The organism is Guptibacillus hwajinpoensis (assembly GCF_020171785.1).
In the GTDB taxonomy this organism is placed as follows: Bacteria; Bacillota; Bacilli; order Bacillales; family Guptibacillaceae; genus Guptibacillus; species Guptibacillus sedimenti.
In genome coordinates, this window is the sequence record NZ_JAIVAE010000013.1 from 13,386 (window position 1) to 33,093 (window position 19,708).

Below are 19,708 nucleotides of genomic sequence, written 5' to 3' on the forward strand. Positions count from 1 at the left end.
GTGTCTTCCTCCTCTCTTAATGCGAGTGTTCCTCGGAATCTTTCTCAGAATCATCATGGTTCATTTCTGAGTGATCCATCTCTGAGGAATCATCTTCATCAGTTGATTCGCCGTTACGAACCTTCGTTGCATATTCAGCATCCATTCCATGATCAACCCACTGAAGGTGCGTTCCTGAGAATGTCTGCTCTTCTGTATGGCCTTTCAGCATCAGCTCATTGTATTTCTCTTGAGTAAGTTTAGGTGCGTCTTGCGCCTCTTCCACCCACTCTTCATAATCGTCTTCCGATTCAGCTGTTACGGTAAATACCTGTTCCGTAAACCCTTCACCAGTGAAGTTTGCGTTACGACCACGATACTCACCTACTTCATCTGCTTGCAAATAAAGTTCATTCATCATGCCAGACATCGTGTACTCCTGCCCACCAAGCGATGGAATCCAAAAAGATCCCATTGAATCGGCAGATGCTAGTTTAAACAAAATCGGATGATCTTCAGGAATGTGAATATAATTCACCGTCTCGATATTTTCCTCTGGATAGCTAAAGACCCACTTCCAATCGACGGATGTTGCATGAATCACGATTGGATCTTTATGAGACGTTGCTTCCGGTGCCTCCTCAAGTGCAAAAATCGTTTGTACAGTTGGCACTGCAAGGACAATTAGGATAATAACCGGAATAACAGTCCAAACAATTTCTAGAAATACATTCCCCTCGATATGAGGAGGCTCATATTCAGGACCACTCTTACGTTCACGATATTTAACAAGGATGAGTGTAAATAGCACGAACACGACCAAAACAATAAACAGCATAAATCCAATTGAGAAAAGAATTAAATTCGCTTGTTGTTCTGCTACAGGTCCTTTTGGATCAAGCACGGTTAAGTTACTACAGCCACTCAATACCATCACTGCTAGAAACATACTGAGTGCAAAAAATGATTTCATTCGCTTCACCGCCAGGCCACCTTCCTTTCTTCCTATATAATAGTTAAGTAGATTTTAAACAATAAATGACAGGGAACAACTGTTACCATTGGCTATTGTAGCAGGTTCATCGTATAAATGTGACACGTGTCACAAAGTGTCAAAAGTTGCTCATGCATTTATCACTTTTTCGACACATTTCATTCATAATTCGTTCATATTTGTGGGTTTTTTTAACTCTAATGGATAAAACAGCGCTTGCTTGTTTTGACATATTTCGCATCGTGTTTCACTCGTGTTAATCACACAATAGTTTTTAAATATCATGGATTTAATGCAAGAAAACAAAACCCCACTGGATTCAGTGGGGTTTTGTCCGTACCGTATTAATTTAACAACCATTTCGTCACTTGAAATTTCGAATCGCCAACAGCTTCAAATACAAGACTCTCGTTGCTTTCCTCAGGGAAGAACCTCGATGTGAAAACTTCTTCGCCATCGTTCACAAACACTTCAATGGAAGAAGCATCAACATAAAAACGGAGCTCTTTCACGCTGTTAATCACGCAGCTGCGCTTTTCTTCTCTCCCGTCTACAAAGCTTTCTCTCTTAAATGTTAACAATGCCTTTGTAGAATCATATGTCAGAGAGGCGTTGTTTCGTAAGTTTACCGATAACGTTCCTTTTACTTCTTCTAGTTGAACTAGCAGCTCGTATACCGTACCGTTCAGCTCACTCCACTGTTTTACCTCATTTGACAGATTCGCTTCTTTTGTCATTTCGGTATGTCGCATCGCTTCTAGTTCCACGGCAGGTCGCTGAATGAGTCGCTCGTCCTCGTAATGAAGTTCCCGAGGAACTGTCAAAATATGAATCCATTTATGAGCAATCGTAGGGTGATGCCCTTCACCCTGCTCCGGTACACCCATCCAACCGATGACCAACCTTCTTCCACTTTCATCAAGCGTTGTTTGCGGTGCATAAAACTCAAAACCACGGTCAAGCTCTGTAAATCCCCCGTGACTCATCTTTCCACTTTCATAATCTAATTCGCCAGATACGTATCCGGTTTGATAAATGTTTTGATACAAGTATCCTTCTGGCGCTATCCCTTGAGGTGAAAAGAGGAGAATATCCTTACCATCTAATTCGAATAGATCTGGGCATTCCCACATAAATCCTAGATCACCAATCGCTTCTTCCCCTGAGGCAGTCACGTCACCTTTAAACGTCCAATCCATTAAGTTAGCTGACTCAAATAAAACGACTCGTCCTTCTTCATCTAAGTTTTGCGTGCCAATTACCATATACCATTTACCTAAATGCTCCCACACTTTTGGATCACGAAAATGCGGTGTATACCCCTCAGGTAAGTGCAGTACCACACCTTTTTTCTCGAAGTGAATCCCATCTTCAGAAACGGCTACACACTGATAAGTTTCTCGATTGCCTTCTTCATCCTTCACATTCCCTGTATAAAATAGATACATTTTATCTTCATAAACCACTGCACTTCCTGAATAACAACCATTCTTGTCATACCAGTTTCCTGGAGCTAACGCGATTGGTTGAAGTTCCCAGTTCACAAGATCTGTCGACGTATAATGACCCCAGAATTTTGCACCATGATTTGTTTTGAACGGCATCCATTGAAAGAAAACATGATAAACGCCTTTCCAATGTATAAAGCCGTTTGGATCATTTAATAATCCAACGGGCGGCATTAAGTGAAATGCAGAACGATAATGATCTTTTTCAACCGTATTGCGATGTTCATTTATTTCTTTTATTGCTAACTCTTTTAATTCAGCATTTCGATCGATCATATAAACCACCTAATTCGTCAAAATTTTGAAAAGGGGACCCGCTTTTGATAAGGACCCCTTTTCTAACTTTTCCTTTATTTATCTAGCATACCGTCTTTGTAGCCAAACACCCACGTCAGACCGAACGCAACACCGATTGAAATGATATTCACAAGAAGGTATAAAACGATCTGGCTGTTTAAGAACAAAAGAGTACCTGGAATAACTGTAACTGCAAGACCAGTTGCTTTAAGCTTAAAGAGTGATGCAAGGAATCCACCAACTGCCCCACCAATGAGTCCCATAATAAATGGCTTCATATAGCGAAGGTTTACCCCGAAGATTGCTGGCTCTGTAATTCCAAGAAAAGCAGATAGTGAAGATGGAAGAGCTAGTGCTTTTAGTTTCTTCGATTTTGTTTTCATTCCAACTGCAAGCGCTGCCCCACCTTGAGCTGCGATGGCAGCCGAAATGATAGGGTTAAACGGATTATAACCAAGGTTTTCAAACAACTGAATTTCAAGGAAGTTGAAGATATGGTGAACACCCGTAATAACGATAATCTGATGGAAGAAACCAATGATGAGTCCGCTTAGTCCGAATGGAAGATCAAGAATGAAAATCGTACCATCCATAATGTACTCTTCTACTGTATGGAAAATCGGTCCGATTGCAAACAATGACAAAGTAATCATAATTAACAGAACTAGAAATGGCGTTAAAATTAGATCCAGTGCTTCGGGAACCATTTTACGAATACGCTTTTCTAATTTTGCACCGAGAAAACCAGCAACAAATGCCGGAATAACTGAACCTTGATAGCCAACGACTGGAATAAATCCTAGAAATTTCAGAGGTTCTGCATTTCCTGCTGCTACTTCCCATGCGTTCGGAAGAGCTGGCGTAACAAGCATCAACCCGAGAACAAGACCAATGGTTGGATTTCCTCCGAACACTCGGAATGTCGACCATGCTACAAGTGCTGGTAAGAAAATAAACGCTGTGTCAGTTAGAACTTGAGTGAATAGAATAAAGTTTTCCGAAATGTCCCCTGGCGTTAAACCGAAAAGGGCGAGGATTTCTTCTTGTAAAACTAGACCACGAAGTCCCATAAACAGTCCAGTTGCAACTAGTGCAGGAATGATTGGAACGAACACGTCACCAAATGAGCGAATCGCACGTTGAAATGCATTTCCCTGTTTGGCGGACTCTTCTTTCATATCGGACTTCGTTGAACCAGTCGCTCCTAGAGCCGTCACTTCATCATAAATTCGGTTAACTGTTCCAGTTCCAAAGATAACTTGATATTGTCCGGAATTATAGAAGGCACCCTTTACTTTCTCAACACCTTCTACTCTTTCCTGATCAATTTTTTCCTGATCGTGCACCATTATTCTAAGTCGTGTTGCACAGTGAGCAACGGATTGGATATTTTCCTGGCCTCCAATGGCATCAATGACTTCCTGTGCAATCTCACGGTTTGTAGCCATAATTAATAACTCCCTTCAAGGTTTATCTTGCTCGTGGTATCGATTCCACATTCTGCGAACAAGAATGCGAGCGTTTTCATTTACTCGCTCTTCTTTGCTAAATAATTCAGTATTAATTTTATTCAATGTGTGAACGATTCCACATTAATTAAAAAGAAATTGACATCGTTTTCACTAGTTACTATACACTATCTCTTTCGATAAGTCTATAATCAAGTTTAATTTTTTCTTTCTCCAAAGCTTTCCCTGATAACTGTTCTAAAATAAGCTGGGCTGTTTTCTGTCCAGCATCCTCATTAAAATAGTCCACTGTAGATAGTGGTGGGGTCACATGTCGTGATAAATCTGATGCACCAATCCCAAATAAAGCGATGTCCTCAGGGATTCGAATATTTTGTTCTTTCAAAAAGCCAAGCGCTCCGATCGCCATTCGATCTGTTACAGCGAAGATCGCGGTTGGTCGACTCTCTGATTGTTCGACTAGTTGACTTGCCGCTTCATACCCTGATTCAAACGTAAAGTTACCATATTGAATCCACCCTTTTTCAACTGGGAAACCGTGCTTTTCCATTGCATCAAGATAGCCCTGTTTTCGCACAACCCCAACAGAGTGGTCAGTCTCTTGTACACCAATAAACCCAATGTTACGATGACCTTTTTCAATAAGTAACTCGGTTACACTAAAAGCAGAATGGTAATCGTCGTATACCACTGAGGTTACTCCACTCAGCTCTTGTCCAATGGCTACAAAAGGGATTGAAGCTTCAGAAATCGTATCAAGTAAATCTTGATTGCGGTTTGTGGCAAGCAAAATAATGCCGTCAACTTGACGACTTTTTAGTAGTTTAATATTTTGTATTTCTTTCTCAGGCTGTAGTTGTGTATTTGTTAAAAGAATTTGATACCCGTTGGCTGCAAGCTCTTTCTCAATGCCATTCACAACGCGACTAGCTGTTTCCGTACTAATTCTTGGCAAAATAACGCCAATGACACCAGAGCGCTTCGTTCGCATCGTTTTCGCATGTGCACTTGGAATATATCCCATTTCCTCAACGGCTTCAACGACACGTTGCCTTGCTTCATGACTTACGTAGCCGTTGTCATTTAGTACTCGTGAAACTGTTGTGCGAGAGACTCCAGCACGTTTTGCTACATCTTTAATTGTTGGCATAACCGTTCCTCCATTAATGCAGTCTTTCCTTATTTCATCATAATCGATCTATCCTCTAATGTCTATAACTGGGAAAATATGTACGGTTGAATTGTTTAGACAGGCAACTTAGTTTACATCTCCCTATAAGCCCTCTATGATTACATGGAGTGTGTATTATTTCGGGTTACTAAATAAATCTTTACTAACCAAATTTAAAAATAACTAAAGGAGGGCAGCTATGTCAGACGACTATGAACACGAAAAATTGGATGCATCGGCACGCCAAAAATTAATTATCCTTGTTTGTACCATATTAGCTTTTGCTGTTATGAATGGAACGATGTTTAACGTAGCCATTCCCGATATTGCAGCATCTTTTAATCTTAGCCCTTCAGAAGTAAGCTGGGTCTTAACTGGATATATTCTTGTGTTTGCGATTGGATCTCTCATGTACGGAAAGTTGGCCGATATTTACCCAATTAAAACACTTTTCACTATAGGAATTAGTATCTTTGCTACTGGCGCTTTTATTGGCTTTCTTTCTCCAAACTATCCGACTTTATTAGCCGCGCGAATCCTTCAAGCGATTGGTGGTGCAACAATTCCAGCTCTTGCCTTTATCGTACCAATTCGATTCCTGCCCAATGAAAAAGGTAGAGTATTCGGACTGATTTCTTCTACGGTTGCATTTGCTTCAGGAGTTGGCCCGATCATTGGTGGCGTTGTAGGTGGCACTTTGAACTGGCGTTTTCTTTTTCTATTTTCTGTTGCCACAGTGTTCGCAATCCCACTCTTTCGAAAATGGTTGCCGAATGAAGAAAAGCGAGCAGGCTCCATTGATTTACCAGGCGCCGCTTTAATGGCTGTATCGGTTGCCTCACTGCTGTTCTATATTACAACATTCCTATGGTACTTACTTGTAATCTTTATCGTCTTTTTCATTCTATTCTTATGGCGGACATTTACGATCACACACCCGTTTATCGATCCTGTAATATTAAAGAACACGAAATATACGATAACCGTTCTAACAAGCTTTCTCGGTACATCAGCACTTTTCGGACTGATTTTTGTGATTCCGATCATGTTGCGCGAACTAAACGGGTTATCCACCTTAAAGATCGGTCTTGTCTTATTTCCTGGCGCTATGGCAGCCGGATTGATCGGACAAATAGGCGGTAAAATTATTGAACAGCGTGGCGCCATTCTTGTCGTTAAAATTGCTCTGCTCCTGATTGCGGGCGGCACATTTTTCATTTCAACCTTTTCAGGTTACAACGCCTGGGTCATCGCACCTTGTTTATTAATTGCTTACCTTGGATTCCCGCTCATCCAAAGCTCAACTGCCGATTTACTATCTTCTATTCTACCAGACAACCAAAACGGCGTAGGAATGGGCGTTTTCAATTTACTGAACTTCCTTGCAGGGGCATTTAGCTCAGCTATTTTCGGAAGACTTCTTGAAATGAAAAACGTGTCTTTTTCTATGAATCCCTTATCACTAACGGGAGAAAATCTTATCTTTAGTAACCTATACCTAGGGTTAACGTGTATTGCACTAATTGCATTTTCAATCTTCACGTTGAAATTCTTAACGAAACGTGAAAAAGCACTATCAGAATCATCTGCTTCGTAACACTCACTAAAGAGATCGGCCATAGTGCCGATCTCTTTTTATATCATTTTTGCTGCATATAAACCGCTTGCTGCTGCCTGTGATAAGGAATGTGTTTCTCCTGAGCAATCACCAATTAAAAAGAGTCCGGTTACATCTGTTTCAAAGGAATCATTCGTTGGTATTTTTGCTTCATAAAACTTTCCATCTATGCCATATAACAAGGTTTCTTCATCAATAGGCTCTCCTATCAACTTTTCGAGACGATCAAAAAACTCCCGAAGAGCGTCCAGATAGATAGTTGGCAATTCATCTATTAGGTTACCAGCTTCTCCATTAAGAGAAGGCACAATTGAATTTGAACTCAGAATGTGAGACGTTGTCGCCTGCTGTTTTTTTAAATCTTGAAGACGCTGAACAACGATTCGATCTCTTCCCCTATTAATTCCACCTATCACCTGTTGTGCAAAAAGGTCGGCCTCTTCTTTCGAAGAATAAAAAGATGGCACAAATAAAGTGAAATTTAAATTGTTTCCTGCGCTATCTTTTTCTCTCTTATTTTGCCCATCAGGCATCACAAGGCCATGTTGATATTTCCTTATTATTCTGCCATTCGGGTTCATGCAATACGTCGTTCCTTCAAATGCCTTTCTATTGATATGAAGTTTCGTTTCAAATGTATCTTTTAAGATTGACTCAAGCTGGTTTCCTCGCATTTCAACGCGAATCCCTAAATCGAGACGAGCAGGACCAGGTAGAAGACCAAGCTGTTCACACTGACGATACATCCACTCACTTCCGCTGTTACCCGTTGATAGCACAACTTTCTTGGTTTTTATGTTTCCTTTTGAAGTATGTATTTCAAAGGAATCGCTTTTTTCAATCGAATACACGTCAGTTTCAAACCACAAATCAATTCGTTTCGTTAGAACCTCATATAAGCTTTGAAACACGTGGTGAGATCGTTTCGTTCCGAGATGTCTTACCGAAGTCGTTAACACCTCTAATCCTACGCTCTTTGCATTCACCTCTAACTCTGGACTATGAGTATGATAGAGTTCAGCCTCTTCTCCACCAAAAGAGCAAAGGATGCTGTCGACTTCCCACATCAGCTTTTCTGCTTGAACTGTTCCTATTTTTCTACCGAGACTACCACCAAAATCATTCGTATAATTAAACTTGCCTTCTGATTTACCAAGTCCAGCGAAACCAATGTATTGATCACAAACGTCACATGAACATTCTTGTTTTGAACGAGCCTTACAGTTGCGTTCCGACAGTTTCTTCCCTTTATCAATCAACATAATTTTGGATTCTGGGTATCGCTTTGTCAGCTCGTATGCCATAAAAATGCCGCTTACTCCAGCTCCGATGATGGTTACATCATACATAATCAAACCCCCTGCTTTTAACTAGCATATCATTACGGTATCCCATCAGTCTCTAGCTATAGTACCCTCTCTATCGGACTTTCGCTTTGAACATAAAAAAGCCCCTCGCTGGGGGCTTTACTCATCTTCTAAACGACGTTCTTTTTCTTTTTCTTTCTCTTCTTTCTCATCGGTACGCTGCTTATCAAGCTTTTCACGAATCCGATTAAATTCTTTACTCGGCGGCATCAGGCTTACAAGTACATCGCCTGCTTCCGCTCTCGTTTGAGAATCGTGAGCAAAAAATTCTAAGCTACCAGAAGGTTTCTTCACAAAGAGCATGATCGTTTCTTCATCTCGTTCTTTCAAATATCGATCATACGTATACTGCTGAGTAATGTTTGTTTTACGAAAAACATAGCCACTCTCTACTTTACGATTCAAGGTCTCCCACGTGGCTCCTTCTTTAAACGCCACGCGTCCACCAATCGTATGAACAAGCTCCTCAAGATCGTCGCCTCGATCGTTTCGTAAACTTAACTGGAAGAGGTTGTTCCGTCCAATTTCAGGAACGAATGTTGTACAAACAAGGGCGTTATAAGAATCGAGCTCAGTTGCCGCAATCATATACTCGTAAGGCGTTAAATCCAGACGATATTCGGTTTGTTCAGAAAGAATTTCTCCTCTATAAAACGGCACGCCTGCTTTTCTCGTTGTAAGCAGCCTTTGCCATGATGAATCCGTGATTAATACTGGGATCTTTAATTCTTTTAATGTTTTAGAAAGCGCCGTTGAGAACGTACTTCCTCCAACGATTAGAACTCCCGGTTGACCGTCACTTGCAAGTCCAAGCTTCTCTGCCGTCCAACGAATGGAAAACCCATGTACAACAACCGTTGCAAATACTAATGCAAATGTGAGAGACATTAGGATTTTTGCATCTTCAAACCCAGCATCAAGCAACACACTTGCAAAGTAACTTGCGACAGTTAATGCGACGATTCCTCGTGGCGCAATCCAACCAACAAGCGTTTTTTCCTGCCAGGATAGATCCGTTCCAATCGTGGATAACCAGATCGAAATTGGTCTTACCACAAATAGCATAAGTAGGACAAACGCAAGGATTTGCCAATGGAAGATTTCAAGCAATGTGTCAACGGATAAGGAAGCGGTTAGCATGATGAAGATTGTTGAGATTAAAAGAACTGAAATGTTTTCTTTAAAATGTCTCATATCATCAATCGATGAAATATGCATGTTCGCTAGCGTAATCCCCATTGCCGTAACAGCAAGCAATCCCGTTTCATGCGTAATTTCATCAGATACCGCAAAACAAAGGATCACGACAGCGAAAACGACTGGAGATTTTAAGAATTCAGGAACATATCCCTTCTCAAACATCCACCCAATACCACGTCCACATAGGAACCCAAATAGCGTGGCAAAAAGAGATCCTAAGAAAAAGACAAGAAGAACGGTAGCCGTTGCTTCCTCTACTTTTAGAAATTTAATAATTTCAAATGCAAAAACAGCAAGAAGTGCTCCAAGCGGATCGACGATGATTCCTTCCCACTTTAATATCTTTGCTGGTCTTGGCTTAAGTTTGGCTTGTCGTAGTAGCGGTAAGATTACGGTTGGGCCCGTTACAATAAACAACCCGCCTATTACAAACGCAACGCCCCAGGACAAACCTGCAACATAGTGCGCCGACAGTGAACCTAACAGCCATGCTAGAAATGCGCCAACCGTTACAATTCTTCCAACCGGGCGACCAAGGCCCTTAATTTCCCTAAAATCAAGATTTAGACTGCCTTCAAATAAAATGATAGCTACTGCAATCGATACGAATGGATCAAATAAATCTCCAAATACATCTTCTGGATGAAGGAAGCCAAAAATCGGCCCGACAAGCAAACCAATAATAGACATAACGACAATGGCAGGGAAATGAAAACGCCAGGCAACCCATTGCGAAAAGATGCCGAGGGCACCAACAAGCATAATATTAAATAAAATCGAATCGACCATGGATAGCCTCCTTATGTTTAACAACTGCTCGTGCTTCGTTCTTATTCTGCCCTTCACACTAACTTCACTATAATTGAATTGAACAGAAATGTTTGAAAATATGCTTACAATTGGCTAAATTAGTAAAAAACGAAACACTTTTTACATGTCGTCATTTTATATGCAATTGGTACGATAAGGCAACTATCTACTCTTTTCAACCAAAAGAACTATTATCAAGGAAATATGTAAAAGAATAGTACCCTTTAATTGGTTAAACCAATCCATTTCCATACTATATTATTTTTTTATTACATGAATAACAGCTAAATGAAAAAAGAAGCAGGTCACCCTGCTCCCTGTTATTTATCTTGATCTAATTTTAATTTCGCTAATGCATCAGCTAGAGCTGTATTAACCGGCTCGTCTTTCTGCTGGTTTTTCATGTAGCTTGAAACATCTTTCTTCGTCGCTTTTGTATTTTTTTCTTTTTTGCGTCGTTCATTAAATGTCGACAGTTTTTCACGATGACCGCACTTGCATATAAAGGTTTGGGCATCACCTTGTCCATGAAGCTCAAGTTTCTTTTTACACTTTGGACACCTTGCGTTAGTTACTTTGCTTTTCCCTTTACGATAGCCACATTCACGATCCTGACAAACAAGCATTTTACCTTTTTTACTTTTCACTTCAAGCATCAAATTCCCACAATCAGGACATTTTGTTCCTGTTATGTTATCATGCTTATATTTCTTCGTACTTGATTTGATTTTCTGAACAGTTTCGTTCGCATAGGCTTTCATCTCTTCAATAAATGCCTGCTTTGAAAGATTACCTTTGCCAATCGCTTCAAGCTTTTGCTCCCATTCTGCAGTTAAAGCAGGTGATTGCAATTCATCTGGAACGATCTCAAGCAATTGCTTCCCTTTTGATGTGATCGTTAAATCTTTTCCATTCTTTTCAATTAAAAAGCTATTAAATAATTTCTCGATAATATCCGCACGCGTTGCAACGGTTCCGAGTCCACCGGTTTCACCAAGCGTTTTTGCAAGCTTGTTATCTTGCATGCTTAAAAATTGAGCTGGCTTTTCCATCGCAGTTAATAGTGTTCCTTCGTTAAAACGAGGCGGAGGATTGGTTTTCCCTTCTGTTCTTGTTAAAGAGAGCACGCGAAGTTCCTGGCCCTCTTTAAGCTCAGGAAGCACGACATCCGCTTCCTCTGTTTCGTATATTTCTTTCCAACCGGCAGAAAGCACTCTCTTTCCCTTGGCATCAAAGTTTGCTTCACCAATCTTAGCCTTTACCGTCACTTGCTCGTATTCAAATGGCTCGTATAATGCGGCTACAAACCGTTTAACAATTAAATCATATACTTTCCGATCCTTATCACTAAGTTCTCGAATAACGGGCGTTTGCTCCGTCGGAATAATCGCATGATGATCGGATACTTTTCGATCATCAATAATATGCTTCCCCGTTTGAATTGTTTTACCGAGTACTTTTCGTGCTGCTTTCTCATAAGGCGCTACCGCTTCTAATCTTTCTTTCAATGTGTCTTTCATATCAGAAGAAAGGAAGCGTGAATCTGTTCTCGGATACGTAACTAGTTTGTGCTGTTCATACAATCGCTGAGTAGCTGAAAGTGTTTCTTTCGCTGAAAATCCGAATCGCTTGTGCGCGTCTCTTTGTAGTTCAGTTAAGTCATACAACCCAGGTGCAAACGTCTTTTTCTTTGCTTTCTTAACTTCTTGAATGCGCGCTTGTTTCCCTGATAACTGCTTAAGGTCAGAATCAATTCGCTCGCGATCGAATACGCGTGAATCATTTGATTTTGAATCCCGATACGTTAGTGTAAAACCATCCACCACCGCTGCGATTCCATAATACCGTTCAGGTTGAAAGGACTTGATTTCTTCCTCACGCTTCGCAATCATCGAAAGCGTAGGGGTTTGCACTCTTCCACTTGAAAGCTGTGCATTGTATTTTGTAGTAAGCGCACGAGTTGCATTAAGACCTACATACCAATCTGCTTCTGACCTTGCTGCAGCTGCTTGATAAAGATTTGTGTATTGATTGGCATCTTTTAGATTTTTAAATCCATCACGAATCGCTTTGTCTGTGACAGATGAAATCCACAACCTCTTTAGTGGTTTTTTAGCGCGCGCTTTCTCAATAATCCAACGTGCCACTAACTCTCCTTCTCTACCGGCATCCGTTGCAATCACAATTTCACTTACATCATTACGGTTCATTTGCGTTTTCACAACGCTAAATTGTTTTCCACTTCTTTTAATAACGACAAGTTTTAACGGGGCAGGAAGCATTGGCAAATCTTCTAACTTCCACGTCTTGTATCCCTCATCATAAACTTCAGGATCAGCAAGCGTCACTAGATGACCAAGTGCCCACGTTACAATATAGCGATCTCCTTCAAGAAAGCCATTTCCACCTTTTGTACAATTCAATACCCTCGCGATATCACGTCCAACAGAGGGCTTTTCTGCAAGAATAAGTTGTTTACCCACAATACCAATCTCCTCAAATTTCGATTATTTCTCTATCATACCAGCTTCAATGTTACACGTGAAACATTGCAAATCAATTGTCCTGTTGAACAAACAAAAAAGAAGATGTCTTCCATCTCCCTTTGGCTAGTTGCTATTCAGAATGCCTTCTTCAATTAAAACCGCTTCAAGAGCATCGACCACTTCAGCATCGTATAAGACGCCTGAAAGACGTTTTAATTCATTCATAGCATATTCAGGTGTATAGGCTTTTCGATAGGAACGGTCGTCCGTCATCGCATCATAAGAATCACTAACACCAATAATTTTGGCACCAATCGTGATCTCATCACCCTTCAAACCATCAGGGTAACCAGAACCGTTAAGGCGCTCGTGGTGCTGATAAATAATATTACTTATATCAGCATAATACGTATCTTTTATCATATCCGCTCCATCAGCAGGATGTTTTTTAATAATGTCATATTCTTCATCAGTCAGACCTCCTGGCTTGTTAAGAATTTCTTCAGGAACGTTAATTTTTCCGACGTCGTGAAGTATGGATGCAACAATAAGGTTGTCAGTATCTTCTGGAGATAATCCCAAATACTTCCCTATTTTGATACTCATACTTTGAACACGCTCACTGTGTTCTTTGGTATATTTATCTTTATTTCCTACACTTTTCACAATTTGTATCAGTTTGAAAACATCTTCACTAATCAATCTAAAAGTTGGCTCATTTATAACCCAAAGAAGCGTTGTTTCATTTATTGCCTCAAAAAATATTAACTCAGTTAATGCTTTTACAGAAAAATAATCACCCACACTTAGGATAATATCTTGATCTTCACATTTTATTTGACCTTCAAGAATATAAAAGAATTCATATGCATCTGGATTTTTTCCAGGATAGATATAAAAAGCGGTTTCTTTATTAATTGTGTGTTTCATAAATTCAAGACCTGCCCCCCTTGCTAGTAAACTAAGGGATGCCGACTCCTGTTCTACACTTTCAAGATACGTATTCTTTCTGCCGAAAACAAAACCTTCCAACTTTTACCCTCCTCGAGTGCGGAACAATAGACTTATATATATTATATACAAATTTATGTTACAAAAAAGGGTGCATCATAAAATTGATGCACCCTTTTTTGTATCATGGTCCAATAATTTTAATCGGATCAACCCATACCCAACGGTCTGCAATCTGCACATATACCCATGAACATTCTGCTTGTATGCCTTCTTTTGCAGCTTCCTCAATCATGTCTGCAGTCATTTTGTTCGTTTTGTCGATTAGCTCACCGATTAGTTTATCAAGGTCCTTGTTGTACTTTGCGGTAAGATCTGCTTTTTTTGTCTGTACTTCCTTTTCAAGCTTCGCAATGTCCGCTTCTGATGCTCCATTTTGTCTAGCCGTTTCTAGTTTTGCATCTAGCTTTGCTGTTTCTAGAGAAAGCGCTGACAATAGTTTGTCACCTTTAGCTTGTGCTGCTTGGATTTCTTGTTCAATTGCTACATTTGTTTCTTCAATCTTTTGTAATATCTCTGCGTTGTCATTTTCTGCTGCGAATGCCCCAGTACTCATAAACATAAAAAGTGCTACTACGGAAAATAAGGCGACAAAAAACTTTTTCATTTTAATCCTCCCTAATAAACTAGTATGTGTGAAAAGATAGATGTGGGTCATACCTCCCACTAATCAACACTATACGGTAAATTTTTCTAGAAATCTATTCATATTTACCCTAATGATTCGACAAATTTGGTAAATTATAGAGATAAGAACGACTTTGGTTTGTATTTTCACCTGTAAATCTAGAGAAATAGACAGCCGTAAAGCACGGCTGTCTTCTAATGAGATATGTTAAAGACGATAGACTCTTGCCTCATATGGCTTTAAAACAATAGAATCATTCACTTCTTCAATAACAGGATAGTTATTCAAAAGTAGCTGGTTCATCTCCAACGTAAGATTCGATTTAAATACTGCTGGCTCGATCGATAGATTTGTGAGAACAAGAACTTTGTCATCCGCTGTTGTTCTTGTATAAGCATAAATTTGCGGATCATCTTCAAGTAGTAAATCATAGCTTCCATAAGTGAAAACAAGATTGTTTTTCTTCAGCTCAATCATCTTCTTATAGAAAGATAGAATGGAATGATCATCCGCTTCTTGCTTCTCAACATTAATATCTGTATAGTTTGGATTTACTTTCAACCACGGTGTTCCAGAAGAAAAGCCAGCGTTATTATCGGCGTTCCACTGCATCGGTGTTCGGCTATTATCACGAGAAGATGCCCAAATTACTTTCATAATAGCATCATGAGCTACTCCTGCTTCTCGCTGAATGCGGTAGCGATTTTTGTCGGCTACATCATCATAATCTTCAATAGAAGGATATTGAACATTGGTCATACCAATTTCTTGCCCCTGGTAAATAAATGGCGTTCCTTGCATAAGGAAATACATCGCTCCCATTGAAGTGGCACTTTCTCTCCAATATTCCTGATCGTTCCCCCAGGTTGACACAACACGCGGCTTATCGTGATTCTCAACAAACAAGGCATTCCACCCTTTATTTTCAAGGCCCTTTTGCCAACGTGTTAGCACTTTTTTTAGGGAGACAATATCAAGATCAGGTTTCTCTTCGGCATCCCATAATCCAAGATGTTCGAATTGAAAAATCATGTTCATTTTGCCGTCTTTTTCATCTACCCATTGATCAGCTTCATCAATGCTTACACCATTCGCTTCTCCAACCGTCATCACATCGTACTTCGAATACGTTTCATCCTTAAATTCTTGAAGGAACTCCTGAATTCCCTTTTGGTTCATATGCATATCAAATGAAGAAACATACTTTTCATTTTTGGGGTTCGGCATATCAGGAAACCCTGAGCGCTTCTTAATGTGGCTAATGGCGTCGATACGGAAACCATCAATCCCCTTATCTAGCCACCAGTTCACCGTGTCATACAGCGCTTCGCGGACATCAGGATTTTCCCAGTTCACATCTGGCTGTTTCGTTGAGAAGACGTGGAGAAAATACTGATCTGTTTTCTTATCATATTCCCACGCCGATCCTCCGAAGATGCTTTCCCAGTTATTTGGCTCCTTACCATTCTTTCCATCGCGCCAAATGTACCAATCACGCTTCGGATCTTCTTTCGATGAACGGGATTCAATAAACCACTGGTGCTCATCACTTGTATGGTTTAAAACGAGATCAATGATCAATTTCATATCCCGTTTATGAACTTCTTTTAACAACAAATCAAAGTCTTGCATGGTACCGAAGTCTTCCATGATGTCCTGGTAATCAGAAATGTCATACCCATTATCATCGTTAGGAGATTTGTACATTGGACATATCCAAATCACATCGATGCCAAGATCTTTAATATAATCTAACCTCTGAATGACGCCTTGTAAGTCACCAATACCATCACCGTTTGAATCTTGGAAGCTCCGTGGATAAATTTGATAGCCGACAGCTTCTTTCCACCAGATTCTTTTCATATCTCTACACCTCATCTATTTAGTAAAGTTCGTAAAGTGCAAACGTTTGCCTAAAAATCGATAAAAAAAGCGCTTTCTTTTTTGCGTATTTACTTCTACCTACTTGTAGTTTACTTGGATTTGTCTCATTTATCAATATGAATTTGAAAGTATTTTTTAGGTCGTAATGTTAGATGCTATTGACGAGCGCCCAAGACATCTATAAAATACGCTAATAATACGTACCAGGTTTCGTATAATTTTGGAGATATGGTCCAAAGGTTTCTACCAAACTACCGTAAATGGTTTGACTACGATGACAATTCTGGCAATGTGAATCTGTCATCCTCTGTCTAGACTGAGAGGAGCAAAAAAAATGGATAAACTAATCCAACGAATTCAAACAGCTGCTGGCGAGCTCCCAGCCGAATGTGTAATTAAAAATGGACTTGTTTTAGATAGTTACAATCTCGAATTTATTCAAGCTGACGTCGCAATCGTCGGTGGCGTTATTGCAGGAATAGGAAAATTCGAAGGAAAGCACGTGATTGATGCAAGGGGAAAGTATGTTGTTCCTTCTTTAATAGATGCCCACGTTCATATTGAATCCGCAATGGTTCCTCCATCTGAATTTGCAAAGGCCGTCCTTCCTTGTGGGGTAACGACCATCATCACTGACCCTCATGAAATCGCAAATGTTTCAGGGACTGAAGGCATTTCGTATATGCTTCAAGATTCTGAGAATGTCCCAATGGACATATACTTTATGCTCCCTTCAAGCGTTCCTTCTACACCGTTTGAAAACTCCGGAGCGATTCTTTCGGCTGAAGACTTGAAGCCTTTCTATGATCATAACCGCGTTCTCGGTTTGGCAGAAGTGATGGATTATCCATCAGTCGCTACTACATCTCCTTCTATGATGCACAAATTGCATGACGCACAAAACAGAAAGATAGATGGCCACGCAGCAGGTCTTGATACTCGTGCTTTGAATGTTTATAAAACGGCCGGCATTGGAACTGACCATGAATGTATCACGGCCGAAGAAGCACTTGAGCGAATTAAACGAGGAATGTATGTTTTTATTCGTGAAGGCTCCGTCGCGAAGAACTTAAAGCAGCTTCTTCCCGCTGTAACCGAGCGAAATGCAAGACGATTCATGTTCTGTACAGACGACAAGCATATTGACGACCTGATCACAGAGGGAAGCGTTGACCATAATGTTCGACTCGCTATCCAAGAAGGGATAGATCCTCTCGTAGCGATTCAAATGGCATCACTAAATGTAGCAGAGTGCTTTGGTTTAAAAACGAAAGGAGCGATCGCACCAGGACTTGATGCTGATTTCCTTCTCCTAGATGACGTCGAATCATTTTCTGTTGCAAACGTTTATCAAGCTGGAGAACTTGTTGCAGAAAAAGGGAAAACGAAGAGGATTGCGAAAGTAACGCCTTCAAAAAGAATAACCAATTCCGTTCATTTACCAACGCTTCAAAAAGAACACCTTCATTTACCCGTAACGGACAAAGAAGCAAATGTCATTCAATTGATTCCTAATCAGATTGTGACAAAAGCAAAAAAGCTCATTGTTGATCGCAACGCGAACAATGGTTTTGTTTCAAGTGCTGAAAAGGACCTTATGAAACTAGCTGTTATTGAACGGCATCACCATACTGGAAACATTGGCCTTGGCATTGTCGAAGGTTTTCATTTCCAAGATGCAGCGATAGCAACAACCGTTGGACACGATTCCCATAACTTAATTATGGCCGGCACAAACGATGAAGATATGATGAAAGCAGCAGAAGTTATTCAAGAAATGCAGGGGGGCTTAGTAGTTGTGCGAAATCAGGAAGTGATTGCGAAATTACCACTTCCCATTGCAGGCCTTCTTTCAACGAACGATTACCCAACTGTCGTGAAAGAACTAGAAGAAATCGATCGGGCGCTACACGAAATAGGTGCCCCGAGGGATTTTAATCCTTTTTTAACACTTTCCTTTCTAAGTCTTCCAGTCATACCAGAACTTAAATTAACCGACATGGGGCTTTTTAATGTTCAAGAATTTCGCCACATTTCCATTAATGAGTAAAGAAGAAAGCAGCATGGCGCCGGCGCCATGCTGCTTTTGCATTAAAGAGATCGTTTTAGAATATCTCGAACGCTTTCACGATCAAGTTCTTTGTATGTGCCAACTCCTGGTTTAATAAAGGTTTTTTCAACCATACTTTCGAATTCAGCATCATCGATCTCATAATCTGCGAGACGAGATGGTGCACCAAGAGAGTTCCAGAACGTACGAAGTGCTTTCGCTCCTTCTACAGCCACTTCATAATCACTTTTCCCTTCTGGCGAGACGCCAAGAACGTTCACGGCTAACTGTTTCACTCGAGAAGGATCCTCTTCAAGGACATGTTCCAACCAGTTTGGGAATAAAATCGCCAATCCTCCACCGTGAGGAATATCGTAAACGGCAGATACAGCATGTTCAATTCGGTGTGTGGCCCAATCACCGCCATCAGTGCCATTGCTCAATGTGCCGTTAAAAGCCGTCGTACTAATATACATCATCGTTTCACGATGATCATATGATTCCAGATCACTTAGTAGCTTTGGACCTGTTTCAATCGCCGTACGGAGAAGGGATTCAATAAATCCATCAATCATTGGCGTATTGCGCGTGCGGTGAAAATAATGCTCTAGCGCATGCGACATGCTATCAACAATGCCGTAAACAGTGTGGTTTTCTGGAACTGAAAATGTGTATGTTGGATCAAGTACAGAAAACGTTGGAAAGACGTGCGGTGATCCCCATCCTAGCTTTTCTTTCGTTTCCCAATTGGTAATAACCGAGACAGAGTTCATCTCCGAACCTGTAGCAGCAAGGGTTAGCACTGTCCCAAATGGTAGAGCTGATTCAATTGGTTCCTTTTGTGTGATTAAATCCCACGCTGAGCCTTCATAGTGCGCACCTGCAGCTATCGCTTTTGTGCAGTCAATGACGCTACCGCCACCTACTGCAAGAAGATAATCAATGCCTTCTTTTTTACAAATGGCAGAGCCTTTTTCGACTGTGGTGAGACGAGGATTCGGTTCTACTCCCGAAAGCTCGTGCACTTCTGCATTTACTTTCTTAAGTTCAGTCATGACCGCGTCATAAACGCCGTTTCGCTTAATGCTTCCGCCACCATATACCACAAGAACTTTTACCCCATAATGAAGTTCTCCTGCTAATTCCTTTATTTTATCTTTGCCAAAATAAAGACGGGTCGGATTGTATTGTAAAAATGGTTTCATAAGGCACCTCATTGTCATTAGTCGAAGCTAG

The 19,708-nt window shown here is 40.5% G+C and carries 13 protein-coding genes and 1 riboswitch; of the genes, 2 read left to right on the top strand and 11 right to left on the bottom strand.

The features are described 5' to 3' along the window. Positions 1–16: 16 nt before the first annotated feature. The 4 genes from qoxA to LCL91_RS17700 all read right to left on the bottom strand — a co-directional run bounded on the left by qoxA (position 17) and on the right by LCL91_RS17700 (position 5,397). Positions 17–952, bottom strand: coding sequence for a cytochrome aa3 quinol oxidase subunit II (gene qoxA, locus LCL91_RS17685; RefSeq protein ID WP_224884403.1), 936 nt, complete (start codon positions 950–952; stop codon positions 17–19). A gap of 365 nt (positions 953–1,317) precedes the next feature. Beyond that, positions 1,318–2,757, bottom strand: a complete 1,440-nt coding sequence (locus tag LCL91_RS17690; protein ID WP_224884267.1) for a sucrose-6-phosphate hydrolase — start codon at positions 2,755–2,757, stop codon at positions 1,318–1,320. Positions 2,758–2,831: 74 nt separating this feature from the next. Next, positions 2,832–4,226: a sucrose-specific PTS transporter subunit IIBC gene (locus tag LCL91_RS17695; protein ID WP_224884270.1), complete on the bottom strand. Its 1,395-nt coding sequence runs from the start codon at positions 4,224–4,226 to the stop codon at positions 2,832–2,834. A gap of 181 nt (positions 4,227–4,407) precedes the next feature. Further along, complete coding sequence (locus tag LCL91_RS17700; protein WP_224884272.1) at positions 4,408–5,397, bottom strand: LacI family DNA-binding transcriptional regulator; 990 nt, start codon at positions 5,395–5,397, stop codon at positions 4,408–4,410. Between the two features lie 220 nt (positions 5,398–5,617). On the opposite strand from LCL91_RS17700, the gene LCL91_RS17705 reads away from it, so the two are divergent. After that, entirely contained in the window at positions 5,618–7,015 is a 1,398-nt protein-coding gene (locus LCL91_RS17705; protein WP_224884275.1) for an MFS transporter, read from the top strand. 38 nt (positions 7,016–7,053) lie between these two features. On the opposite strand, the gene LCL91_RS17710 is transcribed toward LCL91_RS17705, so the two are convergent. The 6 genes from LCL91_RS17710 to LCL91_RS17735 form a co-directional block, all read right to left on the bottom strand. Then, positions 7,054–8,385 (bottom strand): NAD(P)/FAD-dependent oxidoreductase, encoded by a 1,332-nt coding sequence (locus LCL91_RS17710; RefSeq protein WP_224884277.1) that lies wholly within the window; start codon positions 8,383–8,385, stop codon positions 7,054–7,056. 117 nt (positions 8,386–8,502) lie between these two features. Beyond that, positions 8,503–10,392 (bottom strand): cation:proton antiporter, encoded by a 1,890-nt coding sequence (locus LCL91_RS17715; RefSeq protein ID WP_224884279.1) that lies wholly within the window; start codon positions 10,390–10,392, stop codon positions 8,503–8,505. A 341-nt stretch (positions 10,393–10,733) separates the two neighbouring features. Next, positions 10,734–12,896, bottom strand: a complete 2,163-nt coding sequence (locus tag LCL91_RS17720) for a DNA topoisomerase III (protein WP_224884281.1) — start codon at positions 12,894–12,896, stop codon at positions 10,734–10,736. 126 nt (positions 12,897–13,022) lie between these two features. Beyond that, a complete protein-coding gene (locus LCL91_RS17725; RefSeq protein ID WP_224884283.1) occupies positions 13,023–13,931 on the bottom strand; it encodes an HD-GYP domain-containing protein in 909 nt (302 codons plus the stop codon). A gap of 103 nt (positions 13,932–14,034) precedes the next feature. Further along, the gene (locus LCL91_RS17730; RefSeq protein WP_224884285.1) at positions 14,035–14,517 is read right to left on the bottom strand and encodes a hypothetical protein; all 483 of its coding nucleotides are present in this window, start codon (positions 14,515–14,517) and stop codon (positions 14,035–14,037) included. Between the two features lie 228 nt (positions 14,518–14,745). Beyond that, positions 14,746–16,401 (bottom strand): glycoside hydrolase family 13 protein, encoded by a 1,656-nt coding sequence (locus LCL91_RS17735; protein WP_224884287.1) that lies wholly within the window; start codon positions 16,399–16,401, stop codon positions 14,746–14,748. A 211-nt stretch (positions 16,402–16,612) separates the two neighbouring features. After that, positions 16,613–16,714: riboswitch (purine riboswitch) on the top strand. A gap of 42 nt (positions 16,715–16,756) precedes the next feature. Between LCL91_RS17735 and ade the strand changes: the two genes are divergently transcribed. After that, positions 16,757–18,472, top strand: coding sequence for an adenine deaminase (ade, locus tag LCL91_RS17740; protein WP_224884289.1), 1,716 nt, complete (start codon positions 16,757–16,759; stop codon positions 18,470–18,472). A gap of 41 nt (positions 18,473–18,513) precedes the next feature. Here the strand turns inward: ade and LCL91_RS17745 are convergent, their stop codons facing one another. Next, on the bottom strand, positions 18,514–19,677 hold the full coding sequence (locus tag LCL91_RS17745) for an iron-containing alcohol dehydrogenase (protein WP_224884291.1): 1,164 nt from the start codon (positions 19,675–19,677) through the stop codon (positions 18,514–18,516). Positions 19,678–19,708 lie beyond the last annotated feature (31 nt).